The sequence below is a fragment of the Ewingella sp. AOP8-B2-18 genome, assembly GCF_052376015.1.
GTDB lineage: Bacteria > Pseudomonadota > Gammaproteobacteria > Enterobacterales > Enterobacteriaceae > Ewingella > Ewingella allii.
In genome coordinates, this window is record NZ_JBQSVB010000008.1 from 120241 (window position 1) to 139579 (window position 19339).

The following is a 19339-nucleotide window of genomic DNA, read 5'->3' on the forward strand; positions in this document are numbered from 1 at the left end:
GCGCCGTGAAATACATTACACCACGGGCTAGTGGTGCCTAAAAATAATGAGAGATCCCCACTGCTTCTCTCAAACAATTAAGGGATGAAATAATGACTCAGCATTATCTTGAGATTTTTGCCGTTCCTGGCGTTTTGGGATTAGTTATCGCCGGGACCATCGCACGGCTGACTTACGCCATGATGGGTATTGGCATTATTACCATGCTGGTGATGCAAACCGGGCACTACGGCCTGGCTGGCACAGTAGCGGGAATATTCACCCTTTCCAGCGCGCTGATCGCCCCTCGGGTGGCAAAGTTTGTCGATAAACACGGGCAGCGCGGCGTCCTGCCTTGGGTGACGTTATTCAGCACGCTGATGCTGCTCTCGCTGATTGCGGCGGCTTCTATGGGTTTTCCGGCACCGGTTTTGTATCTTCTGGCCATCCTTGCCGGCACCATGCCTAGCATGTCGGCCATGATCAGAGCCCGCTGGGCGGCAATGTTTCGCGATAGCCACCATCTGCACACCGCCTTCTCTCTCGACACCGTGCTGGCTGAAATCACCTTTATTGTCGGTGCCCCTTTAGCCATTGCCCTCAGCTCGGGGCTGTTTGCCGAAGCCGGGCCTCTGATCGCCGTGCTGCTGCAAATTCTGGGGATTACGGCTTTTCTGATGCAGAGAAGGACGGAGCCGAAGGTGGTGGCTGGAGGCACTCTCGACGGCAGCTCGGTATTAAAAACACCGGGCCTCGCCACCATTGTATTGGTGCTGTTAACCATGGGGGTGATGGGCGGCACCATCGACGTGTCGGCGGTGGCCTTTGCCAATGAGCATGATTGGCCGACCTCGGCCAGCATCATGCTCGCCGCCTACGCGCTAGGCTCTATCTTATCCGGCCTGATGTTTGGCGGGCTGCGCCTCTCGATGCCGATGCCAAAGCAGTTTTTCATCGGCACATTGCTCACGGCGTTGACCATGGTCCCTACCCTGTTTTCGCCTAATGTCCTCACGCTGGTGTTGACGCTGTTTGTGGCGGGCATCTCATACGCCCCGACCATGATTGTCGCGCTTAATATTGGCTCAAAAATTATTGCGCCGGGTAAAATAACCGAAGGGTTAACCTGGATGATGACGGGGATCAGCGTCGGCGTGGCCATTGGCGCGGCGTCGGCAGGCGCGGTGGTAGACGGTTACGGCGCACGGGCGGGATTGGTGCTTGGCACCTTGGCTGGCTTAATTATGCTTATTGTTTTGATAATCGGCTGGACCAGGCTGCGCGACGCCAACCTAAATGTCTCTATCAATTAATTAATTTGGATGGATGTAAAGTGTCTTCCCCACTTATACATCCACCCTATTTCTATGCTGAATGCATTACTTATGTAAAAAATACAATCTTATATACATTAAAATCGGCAGAATAAAGATAATGGTGACCGCGATTCTATATTTTAGCGTTTTAGATAATGCCTGTTCTCTGTGGTTTACTTCTGATAATGATTTATCTTTGGCTTCAGATTGAGATTCAGCGTAAGGCTCATGAAAATCAGGGCTATTAGCGTGTTGTCTGTCTTTGAGAAGGGCATTTTTCTTGCGACGCCAATCCCACCAGGTCAGGGCGATGATTAAAATAGGTACGATAATCACGTACAAATTATATTGTGGATTCATTTTCACTCCTTGAGACATTTCGTATTAGAGATTTATTTTTTCATAAATTTAACAAAAGAACCACATTGAACTTGATGTGATGATCATTCGCCAACATGCCCCCGCAGCGGCTCCCACGAGGTGGGTTAAAATAGCTAAGGCGCCGCAAAAACTTGCCGCTTCAACCTGATTCATAAGAGAATGGCGATTCCCTCGTGACTACCCGAAAACACTGGAGATTATCATCGCCCCTCTTCGCCGCTTTTCCAGGCTAACTAAGGTTCTACGCTTAGGTGCAATTTTTGCCGGTGCCCTGTGGCTGGCTAGCTGTTCCTCCACGCCGCCAAAATCTCTAGTCACCCCACTGCCGCCGGTGGCGAAACAGCCTTTACCGGATAAATCTTCGCATGTGCAAGAGCCAATGCGCGGCGTCTGGCTGACCACGGTGTCTCGTCTCGACTGGCCGCCAATCTCTTCGGTGAATGTGAGCAATCCGGCAGTTCGCATTAACCAGCAGCAAAAAGCGCTGACCGACAAACTGGATAAGCTGAAAAGTCTGGGTATCAACACAGTGTTTTTCCAGGTTAAGCCCGACGGTACGGCCCTCTGGTCTTCGAAGATTCTGCCTTGGTCGGACGTGATGACGGGGCATATAGGTCAGGATCCGGGCTATGACCCACTGCAGTTTATGTTGGAAGAAGCGCACAAACGCGGCATGAAAGTCCACGCTTGGTTCAACCCTTATCGCGTGTCGGTCAACACCAAGCCGCGAACCGTGGCGGAGCTAAATCGCACCCTATCAATGAACCCGGCCAGCGTGTTTGTGCTGCATCGCGACTGGATCCGCACCGCCGGCGACCGTTTTGTGCTCGACCCCGGCATCCCTGAAGCCCGCGACTGGATAACCAGCATTGTGTCAGAAGTGGTGTCGCGCTATCCGGTCGACGGCGTGCAGTTTGATGATTACTTTTACACGGAATCATCAGGATCAACCCTCGACGATAGCCAAACGTTCAGAAAATATGGTCAGGGGTTCAGCTCGAAAGCTGACTGGCGTCGCCACAATACCCAACTGCTGGTTGAGCAGGTGTCGCGCACCATTAAACAATTGAAACCTAACGTGGAGTTTGGTATCAGCCCGGCGGGCGTGTGGCGCAATCGCTCACAGGATCCAGCGGGTTCCAACACGCGCGGCGCGGCGGCCTATGATGAATCCTATGCTGACACTCGCCTCTGGGTGCAAGAAGGATTGCTGGATTACATCGCGCCACAGCTCTATTGGCCTTTCGCGCGCGACGCGGCCCGTTATGACGTGTTGGCAAAGTGGTGGGCCGACGTGGTGAAGCCGACCCATACCCGCCTGTACATTGGTATCGCGCTGTATAAAGTGGGCGAACCCTCCAAAAACGAGCCCGACTGGATGGTCAACGGCGGCGTGCCAGAGCTGAAAAAACAGCTCGATCTCAACGACGCCGTGCCGCAAATCTCCGGCACCATTCTGTTCCGCGAGGATTACCTCAACCAGCCGCAAACCCAGCAAGCCGTCAATTATCTGCGTACACGCTGGGGAACTTAATCATCCCCTAACTCCAGATAGCGGTGTTCATCAAAACGTTAGAGGACCTGCGTAGGTGTCTCTTGTGGGCGGGGGGCAGCCCAACACGGATAGCCCAGCACCTCGCCCAAAATCCTTACGCCATCATGGATCTGCTCAACGCTTAACCCCGCGTAACCCAAAATTAGCCCGGCAGGGTTTGAGTCTTCTGACTGTGCTGACTCGGCAAATAGCGGTGAGAGAGGATAAACGCCGACCCCGCACTCAAGGGCCGCCGCTTGCAGTGCGCGCTCATCCTGTGGGCGAAAGTGCGGCAGCAGGAGGACACCGTGCAACCCTGCGGCCATGCCCGTCAGGAAGCCTTGCTCCGGTAAATATTGATCGACGGCTTCCATCAGCGCCTTGCGGCGGCGCTCATTCTCCCGGCGCAGGCGGCGGATATGGCGCTCATAGGTTCCCTCCTCAATCAACGCGGCGAGAACGTTTTGCTCCCAGCGTGCCGAATGGCGATCAGCGATCAGTTTGGCTTGGCGGAACACGGCCACCAGCTCGCGCGGTACGACCAGATATCCAAGCCGCAGCTGTGGGGAAAGTGCCTTGGAGAAGGTGCCGACATAGATCACCCGCCCCTCGCCGTCAATGGATTGCAGCGCATCGATAGGACGCTGGCCGTAACGAAACTCACCGCCATAATCATCTTCAATGATCCACGCCCTTTGCCGGCTTGCCCATTGCAGCAGTGCCTGCCGCCGGACGATGGGCAACACCGCGCCCGTAGGGAACTGGTGTGACGGTGTCACATAGGCCAGTCGCGCGGCAGCGTTTTTCGGCAGCAGATCGGTCTTTAGCCCTGCGGCATCCACGTTGATGGGCAAGGCCGTCGCGCCGGTGGCTTCGAAACAGTATCTCGCCATGCGATAACCCGGATTCTCGAAAACAAATTTATCACCGGGGTTGAGCAACAGTCTGGCGCACAGGTCCAGCCCCTGCTGCGAACCATGGACAATAACGATCTGCTCGGCATCACACATTAATCCTCGGGCGCGGCGCAAATAGCCTTGTAAGGCCAGCCGCAGGCGAGCCTCCCCCTCCGGCTGGCTGTAATAGAGACTGGACTGACGTTTAACCAGCTCTCGGCGGTAGGCGCGTTGCCAGCTCTGCGCGGGGAAATCCTGCGAGGCAACCGAGCCGTATTTGAAATCAATCTGCGCCCGAGGTGAGGTTGTTCGGTAAGACGCCATGGCGGCGACTCGCTGACCGTAATCCGAGAGCCGGGTCGAAAGCTTCTGCTCCGATGGCGGTGGGCTTGTGGCTGATGGGCTGTTAATCAGGGGGGCAACTCTGGCGGCCTTGCCAGCGGAAGTGATCACGAAACCTTCGGCAGCCAGTTGCTCATAAGCCGCCGTCACCGAGGTGCGAGACACGCCCAGCTCGGCGGCCATGGCGCGCGTAGACACCAGCTTCGCGCCTTCCTCCAATAAGCCGCCCTCGATTTGCCCCCGCAAACTGGCATAGATGCGCCGCTCCACACCTCGTAAAGTAACCTTCGATTTAGCAACAAACTGGCCCATGTAAAAACCTCAAAACTGGCACTTTTTATCATACTGGTTGTGGCCGATATTAGCCTTTTTGCTGATGAGAAACCAATCCCCGATGCCGCCAATCCCACTGGAACTCACCGCCACAACGCTGCTCATTACCTTCGCCGCCGTCTTCCTGATCTGCTTTATGAAGGGCGCGTTTGGCGGAGGCTTTGCCATCGTCGGCATTCCGCTCCTATCGCTGGTGATGGACCCCGTCACGGCCGGCGGGATGCTCGCCCCGCTGTTTGTCGCTATGGATCTGTTTAGCCTGCGCTATTGGAAACCTTCCACGTGGTCGAAGCCGGATTTACGCCTGTTGATACCCGGCTTAGTGGCAGGGATTGCTGTCGGATATGGGTTTTTCCGCCTGCTCGACCACCGCGCGATTGCCATCGCCATGGCCGCCGTGACGCTGCTGTTTGTCGGGCTGTGGTTGAAGTCTGGCGGGGAGGTCAGCGTACGCCCGCGCTCTTCCCCCAAAGCGGTCGTGGCGGGCGTCACCTCCGGCATCACCACGATGGTTGCCCACTCCGGTGGCCCGCCATTGGCGATTTATCTATTACCCCTTGGGCTGAGCAAACAGATGTATGCCGGGACCACCAGCATGTTCTTCACCGTGGGCAATATTCTCAAGGCCGCGCCCTGGCTGCTCATCGCCCGCCCCACGGGTAATGTGCTGACTCTGACCCTCATCGGCCTACTCGCTATCCCCTCCGGCGTCTGGCTAGGGTGGAAGTTGCAATCCAGACTCAACCAGCAGCAAATGTACCGCGCCTGCTATGGGCTGTTGGTGGTGTCGGCCCTAAAATTACTCTGGGATGGCGTTGGGGGTTATATCAAATAGCGGGGCGCAGCTTACCGACGCTTCGATCAAACAGGGAAATCTCGGCAGCATAACGAATGGCTCGAAGGAAGAGTTAGTGGGCAAGAAGGTGGTGGCTGTGGGGATCAAGCTGCTCTAACTGGCCGCCGTTTTCTCTTTCACCCATCCTAAAATCACCTCTCGCACCCAGCGCTGCCCGGCATGGCCGTGGTTGCGCTCGTGCCAAATCATGCTGACCTCGAACTGTTCCGCCAGCCAGGGGACTTCGGCCTGCGCGAGCCGTTCCGTCATCACCTGCTGTAGCAGCCGCCGGGGAACCAGCGCAACCAGATCGCTGATGGCGACGATTTGCGGCACGAAAAGGAAGGACGCCGCCGACATCACCACCCGGCGCTCAAGACCAAAGGTCGCCAGCGCTTCGTCGATTGGAGTAGTAAAACCGCCGCCGGAGGGGGAAACAATCACCTGCTCCAGCTGGGCAAATGCCTCCATGTTCAACTCGGCACTGAGTGCCGGATGCCCGCGCCGCCCCACCAGCACATAGTCTTCATCAAACAAGTGGCGGGTTCGCAGCTGGGCGTATCGGCTCTCCGGCGTGGCAATCGCCAAATCAATCTCGCCGCTGGCCAGCTGCTGTTCCAGCTGTTCCGGGGCATAGTGGCGCAGCGCAATGCGCACGCCCGGCGCCCGTTGGCGCAGAGCCAGCACCAGCGGCATCGCCACGGCGGCCTGAATGTAGTCGGTGCAGGCGATGGTCAGGGTCAGCTGCGCGCTCTGCGGATGAAAGTCTTTATGAGTTTGCAGCGTGCGCCGCAGCTGGTCCAAAGCATCACGCAGTGGCCCCAGCAGCTCGAGCGCCTTGGCGGTGGGCGTCATGCCGCGCCGGGCGGGCACCAGCAGTGGGTCATTAAACATCTCGCGCAGGCGATTGAGCTGCGCGCTGACCGCGGGCTGGCTGAGGTTGAGCCGCGCCGCCGCCTTAGTGACGTTCTGTTCGGAAAGCAGGGCTTCAAAGGTAACCAGCAGGTTGAGATCAATGCGCGTGGTATCCATCAGATGGATTCCTTAATATAAATCAATCGATTTCTGTTATCGCTGAGTTCTGCTGATAATGCAAGTTCACCCCCATTATCAGGCAGGAAAAGTCGATGAACTCTTCTCATAAACCCCTTGTTACCGTAGTCGGTGCGCTGAGTAAGCAGGGCCGCAGCGTGGTGCAAACCCTGCTGCAAAGTCAGCGTTATCAGGTGCGAGCGTTAACCCGCCGCGTGGACTCCCCCGAGGCGCAGGCGCTGGCCCGTCAAGGTGCCGAGTTGGTAGCTGTGCCTCTCGAGTTAGGCCACAAAACGCAGTTTGTTGAGGCGTTTAAAGGCGCGCGGGCCGCCTTTCTGATGACGCCGCCCATCGCGCCGGATGCTGATTATGCTGAAAGCGACGAAGCCCCGCTGGGCAAAGAGCTGGCCGACGCTGCCGTCGAAGCGGGCGTGGAGCACATCGTTTTCACCGCGCTGGAAAATGTCGAAAGTATTACCGCAGGCAAAAAGTGGGTGCCGCACTTCACCGATAAAGGCCGGGTCGAGGAGTATATCCGCGCCCTGCCGGTCACCAGCTCCTTCATCTATATGGCATTCTTTTACACCAATATTTTGGAGTATTACCAGCCGCGCCTTCAGGGCGACACCCTGATTTTCCCCCTGTATTTACCCGAAAATCACCGCGCGCCCTTTGTCGATCCCCTGACCGCCACCGGGCCAGCGGTGCTAGAGATCTTGGATCATCGCGAGAAATACGCGGGCCTGTCATTGCCGGTGATTGGCGAATTCCTCTCGCCCAGGGAGATTGTCGACACCTTTAGCCGCGTGACCGGTATCAAGGCGGCCTACAGCTCGGCCTTTACCCGTGAAGAGTTGGTGCAACATTTCCCGTCATTCGCCGGAATGAATGCGCTGGTTGATGAAGTGGTGGGCATGGCCGAATACGCCGTGGAGTATGGCTATTATCGCCCGGACCGCGACCTTGAGTGGAGCCGGCGCATCAATCCCGCCAGCCTGACGTGGGAACAATTTCTGAAGACCACCGGCTGGCAAGGGGAAGGCACCACCTTCGGGCGGCCTCACGGCTAGGCTGCACGTTTGACGCAAAATGTCGCAAAAGGTGCAACAAAAGTGGCAAATGCGCCTTGATGATCGCCCCTGCGCACCAATCTGGCGCAGGGGTAAATGCCTCGCACTCCCCCCAATATGGCAAACAGCAAAACACTCAGAACTATTTTTCGCCTCTGGTGAATCATTTAAATCACCCACCTAATCCCCCTGCCACTTTTTAGGCTTTCCGCACAAAAAATATCCAACCGATTTTGATTCAACTGTTTCACTCTGGAAAAAATTTGGCATGGCCGTTGCAACCATCATGAGAGAGACATCGATGGCGAGGCCCTATGGAACAGCAAGCATTGGTTCAGATAATCAAAGATCAGTATGAGTCTTTACCCAAGCAGGTAAGGCTGGTGGCAAGCTTTGTGCTGAATTACCCGCAGGAAGTGGCGGTGATGTCGATGCGTGAACAGGCCAAGCTGGCCGGGCTTCCTCCTTCGACCATGACGCGTTTCGCCAAGCGATTGGGCTTTTCCGGCTATGACGACGTTCGCGAGATTTTTATCAATGCCTTGCGCAATAAAGGTAATGAATACAGCTCCAGAGTGTCGGCGCTGGTCGAAATGAAACAGAAGGTCGGCGAAAGCTCACTGGTGCTGGATTTGGCGAACACCACCATCTCCCACATTCAGTCGCTGTGTCAGGCCAGCAATCTGACCTCCATTGTCAGCGCGGCCAAGACTCTGTCGCAGGCGCGCAATATTTATTGCGTGGGCATGCGCGCCTCTTTCTCCATCGCCTTTCATTTTTATCACGTGGCGTCCTACTTCCAGAACAACCTGATTTTGGTGGAAGGGGCCGGTGAAAGCGGCCTGATGACCCTGATGCACAGCATCGGCCCGAAAGACGTACTGCTGGTTTGCAGTCTTTCACCCTATTCGCGCCGCGCCGTGGTGTTGACCCGCTATATGGCGCAGCAAAAGGCCAAAATCGTCGCCATCACGGATGACGCCAGTTCGCCCGTCGCGCGTTTGGCGAGTGACACCATTTTGGTCCAGAAGCAGACCACCTCGTTTTTCGATGCCATGACGCCGGCTTTTTTAGTCAGCGAACTCTTATCCACGCTGATGGCGGCCACGGCGAAAGTCGATGTCCGCGCCTGCGTGACCGACACCGAAGAGAAGCTGTGGCTGATGGGCGAATGGTGGAGTCACAAATAGATCTTACCCGGCCCTTAGCAACCCTAATTGATAGGAAATAAAGATGAGCGTTTACAAACCAGAACTGACCACCGCACCGAAACATGGCCACAAAAGCCTGCTCTATTCAGAAGTCGTTAGCGACCTGAATACTCTGGATTCCGTGGATATCGCCGTGCTCGGCATTCCTTATGGCTCGCCGTATTCGATTGATGAAGTGACCAACGATCAGACCAACGCCCCGACCGCCGTGCGTCAGGCGACCGACCGCGCCGTGCGCAGCATTGAGCGTTATGACTTTGATATCGGCGGCCCGCTGATGGACAACCAGCCTATCCGCATGGTCGATTGCGGCGACATCGCCGGTGACGCCCGCCAGCTCAACGGCCATTACGACGCGGCAGAAACCGTGGTGCGCAAAATCCTCTCCCTCGGCGGCATGCCGCTGATTATCGGCGGCGACCACGGCGTGCCGATCCCGGTACTGCGCGCACTGGACGGCATCGGCCCTATTACCCTGATTCAAATCGATTCCCACCTGGACTGGCGTCAGGAGGTGAATGGCGTGACCGACGGCTACTCCAGTCCTATCCGCCGCGCCTCTGAAATGGCTCACGTCGGCGAAATCTTCCAAATCGGCCTGCGTGCCAACGGCTCCGCGCGTCAGGAAGAAGTAGACGCCGCGCTGGCCTACGGCGCCCACCTGATCACCGCCCATGAGCTGCATGACGAAGGCGTCGAGGCTATTCTCAGCCGCATTCCCGACGGCGGCAATTACTACCTGACCATGGATGCCGACGGCATCGACCCGACCATCATGCCCGCCGTGGCTGGCCCGGCGCTGGGCGGCGTGACCTACAGCGAAGCGCGCAAACTGATCCACGGATTGGTGAAGAAGGGCCGTGTGGTGGGAATGGATATCGTTGAAATCACACCGAAAAAAGACCTCAACGGTATTACCGCCATCACCGCCTGCCGGTTCTTCGTCAACCTGATTGGCATGGCCGTGCGGGCCGGATACTTCAATAAATTAAGTGCCAATAAAGAGTAAAGCGTCAACACCAGAGAGCCTTCATCGGCCCAACTTATAAGCGCAGCCGACTGCGCAATAAAACCATTCATCACTTCACTACACAGGATAACCGCAATGAAAACTCGTCGTGTACTTGCTGCTTATGTCCTACCTGTCTTACTCGGCGCGGCCAGCGCCATGTTTAGCCTGACCGCCAGCGCCGAAAACGTGCTGGATAAAGTGATGGCGGCTAAAAACCTGCGCGTCGCCATTCCGGTGGACTACCCGCCGTACGGCTATGTCGGCGCTTCCATGGAGCCGGAAGGCATTGACGTCGACGTCGCTAAGCTGATTGGTCAAAAGCTAGGAGTAAAAGTCACCTTAATTCCGGTCACCGCGCCGAACCGCGTGCCTTATCTGCAAACCGGCAAGGCCGATATGACTATCTCCTCATTAGGCAAAACCGCAGAACGCGCCAAAGTGATTGATTTCAGTATTGCCTATGCGCCGTTCTTCGACGCGGTGTTCGGCAGCAGCAAGCAGGACATCACCACTTTCGCCCAGTTAGCGGGCAAAAAGGTCGGGGTGACGCGCGGCTCAATGGAAGACCAAGAGCTGACCAGCCAGTCGCCAAACGCCATTCCTCAGCGTTTTGAAGATAACAACAGCACAGTGGCGGCTTATCTCTCCGGGCAGACGCAGTTTATGGCGATTGGCACCCCGGTGGCGGGCGCCATGATGAAAAAGGACCCGAAGCTCGACCTGCATATGAAAGTGATGTTGGCCAACTCGCCGTGCTACGTCGGCATGCCCAAGGACCAGCCACAGCTGGTTGCTAAGGTGAATGACATTATCCGCGCCGCCAAGGCAGACGGCACGCTGGATAAGCTTTCTGAGAAATGGCTGGGCGGTCCGGCAGGCAACTTACCGGAATAACCCGCAGTAATTCCCCCTGCCGCACTGCGCTGGCGGGGGAGTGAAACGCCACTATCGGGCATTTATGCCACTTGAGGAGCCGAGTCTCTATGTTTGATTTTACTTCCGTGCTGCAGCAGTGGCCGCTATTGCTCAGTGGCACCCTGATCACGCTAGTCATGACGCTGATATCGACCTTCTTGGGTATTTGTCTGGGGATCGCCAGCGGCTGGGCGCGCGCTAACGGCCGCGGGGTATTACGGCTATTGGTGGCCTGCTATGTCGAACTGCTGCGCAACACGCCTTACGTGGTGCAGTTGTTCTTTATCTTTTTCGGCCTGCCGGTGCTGGGCATTCACTTGTCAGCCATCGAGGCCAGCACCCTGTCTCTGGTGCTCAACCTGGGGGCGTATAGCTCAGAGATCGTCCGCGCGGGGATCCAAAACACCCCGCGCAGCCAGATTGAAGCGGCGCAAAGTCTGGCGCTCAACCCTTGGCAAATCTTCACCCGCGTGGTGTTACCCCCGGCCCTTGGGCGCGTCTGGCCCAGCATGATCAGTCAGGTGGTTATCATCATGCTGGGGTCGGCGGTCTGTAGCCAAATCTCTACCGAGGAGCTGTCTTACGCCGCCAACCTGATTGCCAGCCGCTCTTTCCGCAACTTTGAGTCTTACATCGTGGCGACGGCGATCTACCTGCTGCTTGCCATCGCGGTGCGTCAGTTTCTTGGCTGGTTCGGCCCGCGCTTCATCTTTGGTCCACAAACAGGAAAAAGATCATGAGTGATTTCTCACTGTGGGACATCTATCGCAACCTGCTGCTGGCGCTGCGCTGGACCGTCGGGCTGTCGCTGATTGCCTTTATTGGCGGCGGCCTTGTCGGCGCCATCCTGCTGGTCATGCGCCTGTCCCATCGCCGCTGGCTGCAAATCCTCGTGGTGATTTACGTCAACCTGTTTCAGGGCACACCACTGCTGATGCAGCTGTTTTTGACCTACTTTGGACTGGCGCTGTTTGACATTGATACCACCCCGCTGGTGGCCGCCAGCCTCTGTTTAACCCTCTACGCCAGCGCCTATCTGACCGATATCTGGCGCGGCAGCGTGGAGAGCATTTCCAAGCAGCAGTGGGAGGCGTCGGCCAGTTTGGCGCTCTCTTTCGGCGAACAGCTGCGCTACGTGATATTGCCGCAGGCGGTGCGCGTCGCCATCGCTCCCACCGTGGGCTTTATGGTGCAGGCGGTGAAGGCCACGGCGCTGGCCTCGGTGATCGGCTTTGTCGAGCTAACGCGCTCTGGGCAGATTATTGCTAACGCCACCTTCTCACCATTTTTGGTCTACGGCAGCGTGGCGCTGCTTTATTTCATCCTCTGTTTTCCGCTCTCGCTGTGGAGCCGGTATCTCGAAAAACAAGTAATGCGTGGAGCTGATAACCATGACCGAAATTAACCACACCGAGGCCGGGTTTGCGGTCGTTGATATCACCGGTTTGCACAAACGCTTTGGCGACAATGAGGTGCTGAAGGGCATTGATCTGAAGATCAAACGCAAAGAAGTGGTGTGCATTTTGGGCAAAAGCGGCTCGGGCAAAAGCACCCTGCTGCGCTGCATTAACGGGCTGGAGAGCTTTCACCAGGGCACGTTAACCGTCGACGGCCAGGCCTTGCGCCATGACGACCCGGCCGCCATGCGCGAGCTGCGCCAAAACGTCGGCATGATTTTCCAGAGCTTCAACCTGTTCCCGCATCTCACCGTGGGTCGCAACATCATGCTCGCCCCGACGCTGGTCAAAAAACTGCAAAAAGAGTCGGCGGAGCGCGCCGCGCGAACACTGCTGGCCCGCGTCGGTCTGGAGGAAAAATTTGATATGTGGCCCGCCAGCCTCTCCGGCGGCCAGCAACAGCGCGTGGCGATTGCCCGTGCGCTGGCGATGAACCCGGAGGTACTACTGTGTGACGAAATCACCTCGGCGCTCGATCCCGAGCTGGTGGGCGAAGTGCTACAAGTGATTGAAACCCTCGCCGAAGAGGGCATGACCATCATCATGGTGACTCATGAAATGAACTTTGCGCGCAAAGTCAGCGATCGCATCGTCTTTATGCATCAGGGGAAAGTCCACGAAGTGGGCACCCCTGCCCAAATTTTCAACGCACCTCAGACGCCGGAGCTTAAGCAGTTCCTTGCCTAACTTCGGCAGCAGCGTTACGCAATTTTACGGGGCATTCCCCCACCTTGAGTCCAACACCTTAATTCAGTAAACCAGGAGAAAAGCATCATGGCACATACCCGTATTCGCCCGTTTAACACCAAAGTCACCTACCCTGAACAGAATCTGGATAATGATTTATGTCAGGCCGTGGTCGCCGGAAATATGGTGTTTTTGCGCGGTCAGATTGGTCAAGACCTTGATACCCGCGAGTCGGTTGGCAAGGGCGACGTCGCGGCACAAACCGAACAAGCGATGTACAACATTAACATGCTGTTAGAAGAGTCGGGCAGCAAGCTGGAAGACATCTGCAAAATCACCGTATACCTTACCGATGTGCGCTACCGCGAGACGGTTTACAACATCATGGGCCGCTGGTTGAAAGGGGTTTTCCCGGTCTCTACCGGCCTGATGATCACCTCGCTGGCGCGCCCTGAGTGGTGGGTTGAGATTGACGTTATCGCTGTAAAATCATAAGGAAAGAATGATGCAGACCGTGGTAGATATCCTGTCTAAATTGGTGAGTTTTAACACCATTAGCCTCAAGTCCAATCTGGCGATGATTGACTATATCGACACTTATCTGGCCGATTATGGCATCGCGGCTCGCCGGGTTTATAGCGAAGACGGTCTGCGCGCCAACCTTTACGCCACCATTGGCAATCCTCATCGTGGGGGGATCTGCTTTTCGGGTCACTCCGATGTGGTTCCCGTTGAAGGCCAGCCCTGGTCGCAAGACCCCTTTGTGCTGACGGCCCGCGATGGCCGCCTCTATGGTCGCGGCAGCGCCGACATGAAAGGCTACTTGGCCTGCGTGCTGGCGCTGGTGCCCGAATTTATTGAAGCCACGCGCCATCCGGACGCCGCGCCGGTACACATTGCGGTCAGCTACGATGAAGAGATCGGCTGCGTCGGCGTACGCGGCCTGCTGGATGAGTTATCGCGCGACGCCGTGCGCCCGAGTGGTTGCATCGTCGGTGAGCCGACCCTGATGAAAGTCGCCACGGCGCATAAAGGCAAAAGCGCGTGGCGCTGCGCGGTGCACGGGCAGGCAGCCCACTCCTCTCAGCCCGATTTTGGGGTGAATGCGATTGAAATCGCCGCCGAGCTGGTGACCTTTTTGCGCCAGCAGGGCAAAGGCTGGCAGCAGGAAACTGGCGACGCGCGCTACGATCCGCCGTGGTCCACGGTGCAGGTCGGCACCATTAAAGGCGGCACCGCCGTCAACGTGGTGCCGGACCACTGTGAGTTCGATTTTGAAATTCGCGCCTTGCCCGGCTCTCCCCACCAGCAGCTGCCCCAAACCTTGCAGCAATGGGCGAGCCAAGAGTTGCTCCCCGATATGCGCCGCGTCAGCCCCGACACCGATATTCACCTGTCGCAGCAAGTCGAATATCCAGGGTTGCAAGACGATCAATCGATGGACGCTCTCAAGCAACAATGCGCCAGCGCGCTGCCCCAGCACGACTTCGAATCCGTGGCTTTTGGCACCGAAGCCGGGCTGTTCCAGCAGGCTGGCATCCCTACCGTGATTTGCGGCCCCGGCTCCATTACTCAGGCGCACAAGGCCGACGAATATATCGAGCTGTCACAGCTAGAACTCTGCCTGACCTTTTTACGCAAGATGGTTAGTGGCGGCAGCCTGTAACCCCGCAGCCAGCTGCTCTTTATTGAGCGGCACGCAGTAGACTGGCGTTCCGGCTTCGAAACGCCATCCTTCCTCCAACGCCCCGGCGTCTACCACGTCAAAACCGAACTCGTCGAGCAGCGCCGTAACGATGACCTTGCCCTGCGCATCATCACCGGCAATCGGCAAAGCGCGGCGTTCGGCAGCGGAAGCAGGCAGACCGTCACTCAGCAAATCATCCATTCTGATGGCGTTAAAGGCTTTGATCACCCGCGACTCGGGCAAATGCTTTGCCAACATTTCGCTGGTGGTGGTCTGGTGCTGGTCAAGTTCAGGGATGCGCCCATCGCGATCCGGATAGTAGTTGTTGGCATCAATCACCACTTTGCCCACCAGCGGCGCGGCGGGCACGCTGCGATAGGCCTCTAATGGAATGGCGATCACCACCACGTCGCCGAACTCGGCCGCCTGCTGCGGGGTTCCTGGCTCGCACTGGGTGGTGCGGGTTAAGGTAAATAATGTTTTGGGATCCCGCGAATTGCTCAACATCACCTGATGTCCCGCCGCTAAGGCTAGCTTGCTGATAGCCCGACCCACAAACCCTGCCCCAATAATGCCTATCTTCATGTTCTTCTCTCCAAGGTTGATGACAGAGTGAGCATGATTGATATAGATTCGAAGATAAATGGCCGTTTAAATTGATAACTAACAACCCAGAGTGGTGAATCATGGACAGACTGACCAGCATGAGCGTGTTTGTGAAATCAGCCGATTTAGGCTCTTTCGCCGCGACGGCGGACGCGCTGGAGATGTCGCCGCAAATGGTGGCGAAGCACATCGCCGCGTTGGAAGCGCAGCTCGGCATTACCTTGCTCAACCGCACCACCCGCCGCCAGCAGCTGACCGACGTGGGCCGCGCCTACTATGAACGCTGCAAGCGCGTGCTGTCCGAGGTGGAAGCCGCAGACTCGCTGGCGCTGGATATGCAAACTCATCCGAAAGGCATTTTGAAAGTCAGCGCGCCCATCACCTTCGGCGCTTTTACCATGCCCGCCTTTGTCACCCGTTTTCTGGCCCAGCACCCGGACATGCAGATAGACCTCTCCCTTGACGATCGCTACGTGGATCCTTTGGAAGAAGGCATTGAAGTAATTATTCGGCTGGGAGATTTGGTGGATTCGTCGCTGATTGCCCGCCGGCTCAGGCCTTACAGGCTCATCGCCTGCGCCTCACCGGGCTATCTGGCAAAGCGCGGCACGCCGGAAACGCTGGACGATTTGGCTCATCACGACTGCCTGCACTATGGCTCTTCCCCTGCCTCGCAGCCCTGCCGCTGGCTGTTTAGCCGCGACGGGAAAACGCAGGAAGTACATATCGAAGGGCGTTTTCACTGCAATAATTGGAATGCCTTACTGCACGCGACGATCAGCGGCTTTGGCATTACGCTCGGCCCGGAAATCGTGCTGGAGAGTGAAGTCAAAGCAGGCCGACTGGTTCAGGTGTTAACCCAATACCAATGCCCGGCCCGCCCGATGCATATCGTCTATCCGCCCACTCGCCGACCAACGGCCAAACTCCGCAGCTTTGTGGATGCCATGGTGGCGGAGTTCGGCAATGAGTAAGCAAGACGCAGGGCTTTTCGCTGAAAACAGTTACTCTTTTTCGACTTGCAGCGACTCGCCAATGGCATAGAAGTTGCCGCCAGCGATGTAGTGCAAACTGCGGAAATCTGGGTCGGAGCTTTCAAACGCCCAGTGGCCGTTTTTGAACACGCGCGTATCGGCCCATGCGCCTATCACTTCGCCAATAAATAGGTCGTGGGCCTGCTGGTTGTGCGGCTCATTGATTAACCGGCAGGACAACCACGCCGAGCAACCTTCGACAAAGGGGCCGTCGTGGCCTTCAATGCTGAACAGCTGCACGCCGGTTTTCGCCAATTTCTCCGGCTCGGTAAACAGGCTGCTGCGGCCTAGATCATAGGTCAGTTGCAACTGAGCCACGGTCGGAACCTGCAACACAAAGGTGCCGCTCTTTTCGATCAGCTCACGGGTTTTAGTGATTTTATCCAGCACCACCATCACTTTTGACGGGGTGAAGTCCAGCGCGCACGACCAGGCGGCGGTCATCACGTTATCCACCCCACCGTGGCTGCCAGACACCAACACCGTCGGTCCATGATTGAGTAAGCGGTATGATTTTTCTAATTCTACTGGCGCGATAAATTCGTTCATCTAGGTCCCTTGGCGGCTATTTGCAGTTCGTTCGGCGGCATAACAATAGCAAAAGTCAGTAGCGGAGAAGAACATATGAGTGAGAGAAAAGTTAAATTGCGGTGCGGCGTCCACAGAGGCAACTCATGGCTGGACTGATAAGAAAAAATGAAGGAATTTTGCAACAGAAATGAAAAAGCCCCAGCGATATTTGCCGGGGCTTTTATGGTACTACAGTGTTAGTAATTAACATTAATCAACTTATAACTTAATACTACTTCAAATGATGTACATAGCTTCACAGGATATATTGGTCACTCTTGTACTGCCGTCCTCCTATAATAAAATGGAATAAAGCATCAATCCTGTGTCATTTACCGGTTTCTCTGTTCGAAATAGAGGATCCGATAAGTACATCGCCCACGCGATATATACTCTTTGATGCGTTGCCTTACTTTCATCGCGACATTCTCGATCTCATACTTTCGTACCCAAATCGCGAACATTACTTTTAACAACAAGGCCTTACATCATCGCGCATTCCCATGCGTGCGATTGTACAAATTAACTACGTGGCTTGAAATCTTCATCACTCGAATTGGTTTTCATTCCTCTCCGCAGTGAATCTCCCATACAACAGTATTTCGTGGCCCGTATCGCACTCTGTTTTATAGAGTATTTAAAACTCTCTATATAACGATGAAGGAGGGGTAAGAAATACTTGTTACTTCAAACTTCGCTTCACCGTTAAGTTCCAATCTACTCGTTCTTAGCGAGGTGTCAACACTGTATTTAAGAACATGTTTTTATTCTCAGCTATACCCAAAAATTAAATCAAATTTTTGATATTTCCCACTTTTTCTATCAAGTCTTCAAGTGGTTGAAAAAGCGGCTGTGGCAACTGGTCGCAATCATACCAACCCCAGCCTTCACACTTCTCTGGCTCGGTGTTAATCGGCTCGCCCTGCTCAGGTTTGGATTGCGCAACACAAAACAGCGTCACATAGTGTTTTTGCTCGAGAGTGAAAATATCGTTAACCCAAGGGCCGGGATGCACTACCTCGAGTTGCAAGCCTGTTTCTTCTAAAGCTTCTCTCCGGGCGCACAGTTCTGGCGTTTCGCCAAACTCTAAATGGCCGCCGGGAGCAGACCAAAAACCGGCACCGTGACTACCTTTTCTGCGGCCCAGCAACAATTTCCCCTCGCGGAAAATCAGTACGCCGACGCCGATTCTGGGCATTAAACTCATCATTTCTCTCCGTTAACTTCGCTTTGCTGGTCACCATTTTTTCACCTCCAACATAGTTCTCAGCGAGGGGTTTGCCAATCAGGCCCGCCGCTTTCACCAAAAATAACGTCTGAGTTGCAACGTTGCGCACAAGTCGGCTAAGATACAGAACATATACGATTCATATATAAACCATATATTGCGAGAATCCCGATGGGCATTATCAAAATCTCAGAAATGATGCATGAGAACCTGCGTATCGCTAGCATGGCCTTTACCCGTTCAATGAATGCTCAGGCCGAGCATTGGATGAAAGTCGGCATGCTGATGGAGATGCATCCAGACCTTTCTCACCGTGATATCTGCCAGCTATTGGTAAAAGCCAGCACGGAATCGAACGAGCAGTTCGATGGCATAAAGACACTACTTAATGATGGCGTGACAACAAGGAAGAGCACCAATGAGCAATAATTCGTTTATAAAATCTCCTGAAGGCATCGCCAAGGCGCGCGCCGCCGGGCATCTGGCCGCGCGCGTGCTGCAAATGATTGAACCCCATGTTCAGCCCGGCGTCACCACCGACTATCTGGATGCCCTGTGTCATGACTTTATCGTCAACGAGCTGGGCGCGATCCCGGCCAACATTGGTTATCAGGGCTATACCAAAACCACCTGCATTTCGGTGAATCACGTGATTTGCCACGGTATTCCTTCAGATAAAGTGTTGAAAAAGGGCGATATCGTCAACGTGGACGTGGCGCTGATCAAAGACGGTTGGTATGGCGACACCAGCCGGATGTTCTACGCCGGTGAACCTTCGATCCTCGCCCGCCGCTTGGTGGATACCACGCTCGAAGCCATGCACGCCGGTATTGACGTCGTCCGGCCGGGCGCGACGCTGGGTGACGTTGGTTTTGCGATTGCCGCCGTTGCCAGACGTGAAGGATTTAGCGTGGTGGAAGAGTATTGTGGCCACGGCATCGGGCAGGGCTACCATGAAGACCCGCAGGTACTGCACTACGGCCAGAAAGGCCAAGGCCTGGTGCTGAAAGAAGGCATGCTGTTCACCATCGAGCCGATGATCAACGCCGGCCAGCGCTACTCAAAATTGTTAAAAGACGGATGGACCGTAGTGACTAAAGACCACTCCCTCTCGGCGCAGTGGGAACACATGGTGCTGGTCACTAAAGACGGGCATGAGATCCTAACTCCATGGCCATAAAAATTAAGGCCCATTGATTTGGGCCTTTCTTGAC

General features: G+C 55.7%; 21 protein-coding genes. 15 read left to right on the forward strand and 6 right to left on the reverse strand.

Annotated elements, in window-relative coordinates; translation table 11 throughout:
* The first annotated feature begins 92 nt into the window (after positions 1–92).
* Positions 93–1292: an MFS transporter gene (locus ACT3RR_RS16415; protein ID WP_496200732.1), complete on the forward strand. Its 1200-nt coding sequence runs from the start codon at positions 93–95 to the stop codon at positions 1290–1292.
* Between the two features lie 66 nt (positions 1293–1358).
* On the opposite strand, the gene ACT3RR_RS16420 is transcribed toward ACT3RR_RS16415, so the two are convergent.
* On the reverse strand, positions 1359–1655 hold the full coding sequence (locus ACT3RR_RS16420) for a hypothetical protein (RefSeq protein WP_485903303.1): 297 nt from the start codon (positions 1653–1655) through the stop codon (positions 1359–1361).
* A gap of 220 nt (positions 1656–1875) precedes the next feature.
* Between ACT3RR_RS16420 and ACT3RR_RS16425 the strand changes: the two genes are divergently transcribed.
* Positions 1876–3210 carry a glycoside hydrolase family 10 protein gene (locus ACT3RR_RS16425; RefSeq protein WP_496200790.1) on the forward strand — a complete coding sequence of 445 codons (1335 nt, stop codon included), beginning with the start codon at positions 1876–1878 and terminating at the stop codon, positions 3208–3210.
* 38 nt (positions 3211–3248) lie between these two features.
* Here ACT3RR_RS16425 and pdxR read toward each other — a convergent pair whose 3' ends face one another.
* The gene (gene pdxR, locus ACT3RR_RS16430) at positions 3249–4760 is read right to left on the reverse strand and encodes a MocR-like pyridoxine biosynthesis transcription factor PdxR (RefSeq protein ID WP_496200733.1); all 1512 of its coding nucleotides are present in this window, start codon (positions 4758–4760) and stop codon (positions 3249–3251) included.
* Between the two features lie 64 nt (positions 4761–4824).
* Here pdxR and ACT3RR_RS16435 point away from each other — a divergent pair, with 64 nt between their 5' ends.
* Positions 4825–5616: a sulfite exporter TauE/SafE family protein gene (locus tag ACT3RR_RS16435; RefSeq protein ID WP_496200734.1), complete on the forward strand. Its 792-nt coding sequence runs from the start codon at positions 4825–4827 to the stop codon at positions 5614–5616.
* A gap of 114 nt (positions 5617–5730) precedes the next feature.
* Here ACT3RR_RS16435 and ACT3RR_RS16440 read toward each other — a convergent pair whose 3' ends face one another.
* Positions 5731–6648 carry a LysR family transcriptional regulator gene (locus ACT3RR_RS16440; protein ID WP_496200735.1) on the reverse strand — a complete coding sequence of 306 codons (918 nt, stop codon included), beginning with the start codon at positions 6646–6648 and terminating at the stop codon, positions 5731–5733.
* Positions 6649–6743: 95 nt separating this feature from the next.
* Between ACT3RR_RS16440 and ACT3RR_RS16445 the strand changes: the two genes are divergently transcribed.
* The 9 genes from ACT3RR_RS16445 (at position 6744) to argE (ending at position 14666) form a co-directional block, all read left to right on the forward strand.
* A complete protein-coding gene (locus ACT3RR_RS16445) occupies positions 6744–7718 on the forward strand; it encodes an NmrA/HSCARG family protein (RefSeq protein ID WP_496200736.1) in 975 nt (324 codons plus the stop codon).
* A 314-nt stretch (positions 7719–8032) separates the two neighbouring features.
* Positions 8033–8908 (forward strand): MurR/RpiR family transcriptional regulator, encoded by an 876-nt coding sequence (locus tag ACT3RR_RS16450; protein WP_496200737.1) that lies wholly within the window; start codon positions 8033–8035, stop codon positions 8906–8908.
* A 43-nt stretch (positions 8909–8951) separates the two neighbouring features.
* Positions 8952–9938: an agmatinase gene (locus ACT3RR_RS16455; protein ID WP_485903298.1), complete on the forward strand. Its 987-nt coding sequence runs from the start codon at positions 8952–8954 to the stop codon at positions 9936–9938.
* Positions 9939–10034: 96 nt separating this feature from the next.
* Positions 10035–10835, forward strand: a complete 801-nt coding sequence (locus ACT3RR_RS16460) for a transporter substrate-binding domain-containing protein (RefSeq protein ID WP_485903297.1) — start codon at positions 10035–10037, stop codon at positions 10833–10835.
* Between the two features lie 89 nt (positions 10836–10924).
* A complete protein-coding gene (locus ACT3RR_RS16465; protein ID WP_353504097.1) occupies positions 10925–11596 on the forward strand; it encodes an amino acid ABC transporter permease in 672 nt (223 codons plus the stop codon).
* Positions 11593–12261 carry an amino acid ABC transporter permease gene (locus ACT3RR_RS16470; RefSeq protein WP_496200738.1) on the forward strand — a complete coding sequence of 223 codons (669 nt, stop codon included), beginning with the start codon at positions 11593–11595 and terminating at the stop codon, positions 12259–12261. Before ACT3RR_RS16465 ends, ACT3RR_RS16470 begins: the two co-directional genes overlap by 4 nt.
* A complete protein-coding gene (locus tag ACT3RR_RS16475) occupies positions 12248–13000 on the forward strand; it encodes an amino acid ABC transporter ATP-binding protein (protein WP_496200739.1) in 753 nt (250 codons plus the stop codon). The genes ACT3RR_RS16470 and ACT3RR_RS16475 overlap by 14 nt, the downstream gene beginning before the upstream one ends.
* A gap of 84 nt (positions 13001–13084) precedes the next feature.
* Complete coding sequence (locus ACT3RR_RS16480; RefSeq protein ID WP_353504272.1) at positions 13085–13495, forward strand: RidA family protein; 411 nt, start codon at positions 13085–13087, stop codon at positions 13493–13495.
* Between the two features lie 7 nt (positions 13496–13502).
* Positions 13503–14666 carry an acetylornithine deacetylase gene (gene argE, locus ACT3RR_RS16485; RefSeq protein ID WP_496200740.1) on the forward strand — a complete coding sequence of 388 codons (1164 nt, stop codon included), beginning with the start codon at positions 13503–13505 and terminating at the stop codon, positions 14664–14666.
* On the opposite strand, the gene ACT3RR_RS16490 is transcribed toward argE, so the two are convergent.
* Positions 14634–15272, reverse strand: coding sequence for an NADPH-dependent F420 reductase (locus ACT3RR_RS16490; protein WP_496200741.1), 639 nt, complete (start codon positions 15270–15272; stop codon positions 14634–14636). The genes argE and ACT3RR_RS16490 overlap by 33 nt on opposite strands.
* A gap of 101 nt (positions 15273–15373) precedes the next feature.
* On the opposite strand from ACT3RR_RS16490, the gene ACT3RR_RS16495 reads away from it, so the two are divergent.
* Entirely contained in the window at positions 15374–16267 is an 894-nt protein-coding gene (locus ACT3RR_RS16495) for a LysR substrate-binding domain-containing protein (RefSeq protein WP_496200742.1), read from the forward strand.
* Between the two features lie 30 nt (positions 16268–16297).
* Here the strand turns inward: ACT3RR_RS16495 and ACT3RR_RS16500 are convergent, their stop codons facing one another.
* Together ACT3RR_RS16500 and ACT3RR_RS16505 are read right to left on the reverse strand one after the other, a co-directional pair.
* A complete protein-coding gene (locus ACT3RR_RS16500) occupies positions 16298–16876 on the reverse strand; it encodes a flavin reductase family protein (protein ID WP_185690284.1) in 579 nt (192 codons plus the stop codon).
* A gap of 808 nt (positions 16877–17684) precedes the next feature.
* On the reverse strand, positions 17685–18107 hold the full coding sequence (locus ACT3RR_RS16505) for a nucleotide triphosphate diphosphatase NUDT15 (protein ID WP_496200743.1): 423 nt from the start codon (positions 18105–18107) through the stop codon (positions 17685–17687).
* Between the two features lie 189 nt (positions 18108–18296).
* Between ACT3RR_RS16505 and ACT3RR_RS16510 the strand changes: the two genes are divergently transcribed.
* Positions 18297–18554: a ParD-like family protein gene (locus ACT3RR_RS16510; protein WP_353504089.1), complete on the forward strand. Its 258-nt coding sequence runs from the start codon at positions 18297–18299 to the stop codon at positions 18552–18554.
* Positions 18544–19305 carry a type I methionyl aminopeptidase gene (gene map, locus ACT3RR_RS16515; protein ID WP_496200744.1) on the forward strand — a complete coding sequence of 254 codons (762 nt, stop codon included), beginning with the start codon at positions 18544–18546 and terminating at the stop codon, positions 19303–19305. Before ACT3RR_RS16510 ends, map begins: the two co-directional genes overlap by 11 nt.
* Positions 19306–19339: the final 34 nt, after the last annotated feature.

Bases quoted from the DNA above. Each gene is read 5' to 3' on its own strand.
- ACT3RR_RS16415 (WP_496200732.1), top strand. From the start codon at position 93: ATGACTCAGCATTATCTTGAGATTTTTGCCGTTCCTGGCGTTTTGGGA.
- ACT3RR_RS16420 (WP_485903303.1), bottom strand. From the start codon at position 1,655: ATGAATCCACAATATAATTTGTACGTGATTATCGTACCTATTTTAATC.
- pdxR (WP_496200733.1), bottom strand. From the start codon at position 4,760: ATGGGCCAGTTTGTTGCTAAATCGAAGGTTACTTTACGAGGTGTGGAG.
- ACT3RR_RS16435 (WP_496200734.1), top strand. From the start codon at position 4,825: ATGAGAAACCAATCCCCGATGCCGCCAATCCCACTGGAACTCACCGCC.
- ACT3RR_RS16440 (WP_496200735.1), bottom strand. From the start codon at position 6,648: ATGGATACCACGCGCATTGATCTCAACCTGCTGGTTACCTTTGAAGCC.
- ACT3RR_RS16445 (WP_496200736.1), top strand. From the start codon at position 6,744: ATGAACTCTTCTCATAAACCCCTTGTTACCGTAGTCGGTGCGCTGAGT.
- ACT3RR_RS16450 (WP_496200737.1), top strand. From the start codon at position 8,033: ATGGAACAGCAAGCATTGGTTCAGATAATCAAAGATCAGTATGAGTCT.
- ACT3RR_RS16455 (WP_485903298.1), top strand. From the start codon at position 8,952: ATGAGCGTTTACAAACCAGAACTGACCACCGCACCGAAACATGGCCAC.
- ACT3RR_RS16460 (WP_485903297.1), top strand. From the start codon at position 10,035: ATGAAAACTCGTCGTGTACTTGCTGCTTATGTCCTACCTGTCTTACTC.
- ACT3RR_RS16465 (WP_353504097.1), top strand. From the start codon at position 10,925: ATGTTTGATTTTACTTCCGTGCTGCAGCAGTGGCCGCTATTGCTCAGT.
- ACT3RR_RS16470 (WP_496200738.1), top strand. From the start codon at position 11,593: ATGAGTGATTTCTCACTGTGGGACATCTATCGCAACCTGCTGCTGGCG.
- ACT3RR_RS16475 (WP_496200739.1), top strand. From the start codon at position 12,248: ATGACCGAAATTAACCACACCGAGGCCGGGTTTGCGGTCGTTGATATC.
- argE (WP_496200740.1), top strand. From the start codon at position 13,503: ATGATGCAGACCGTGGTAGATATCCTGTCTAAATTGGTGAGTTTTAAC.
- ACT3RR_RS16490 (WP_496200741.1), bottom strand. From the start codon at position 15,272: ATGAAGATAGGCATTATTGGGGCAGGGTTTGTGGGTCGGGCTATCAGC.
- ACT3RR_RS16495 (WP_496200742.1), top strand. From the start codon at position 15,374: ATGGACAGACTGACCAGCATGAGCGTGTTTGTGAAATCAGCCGATTTA.
- ACT3RR_RS16500 (WP_185690284.1), bottom strand. From the start codon at position 16,876: ATGAACGAATTTATCGCGCCAGTAGAATTAGAAAAATCATACCGCTTA.
- ACT3RR_RS16505 (WP_496200743.1), bottom strand. From the start codon at position 18,107: ATGATGAGTTTAATGCCCAGAATCGGCGTCGGCGTACTGATTTTCCGC.
- ACT3RR_RS16510 (WP_353504089.1), top strand. From the start codon at position 18,297: ATGGGCATTATCAAAATCTCAGAAATGATGCATGAGAACCTGCGTATC.
- map (WP_496200744.1), top strand. From the start codon at position 18,544: ATGAGCAATAATTCGTTTATAAAATCTCCTGAAGGCATCGCCAAGGCG.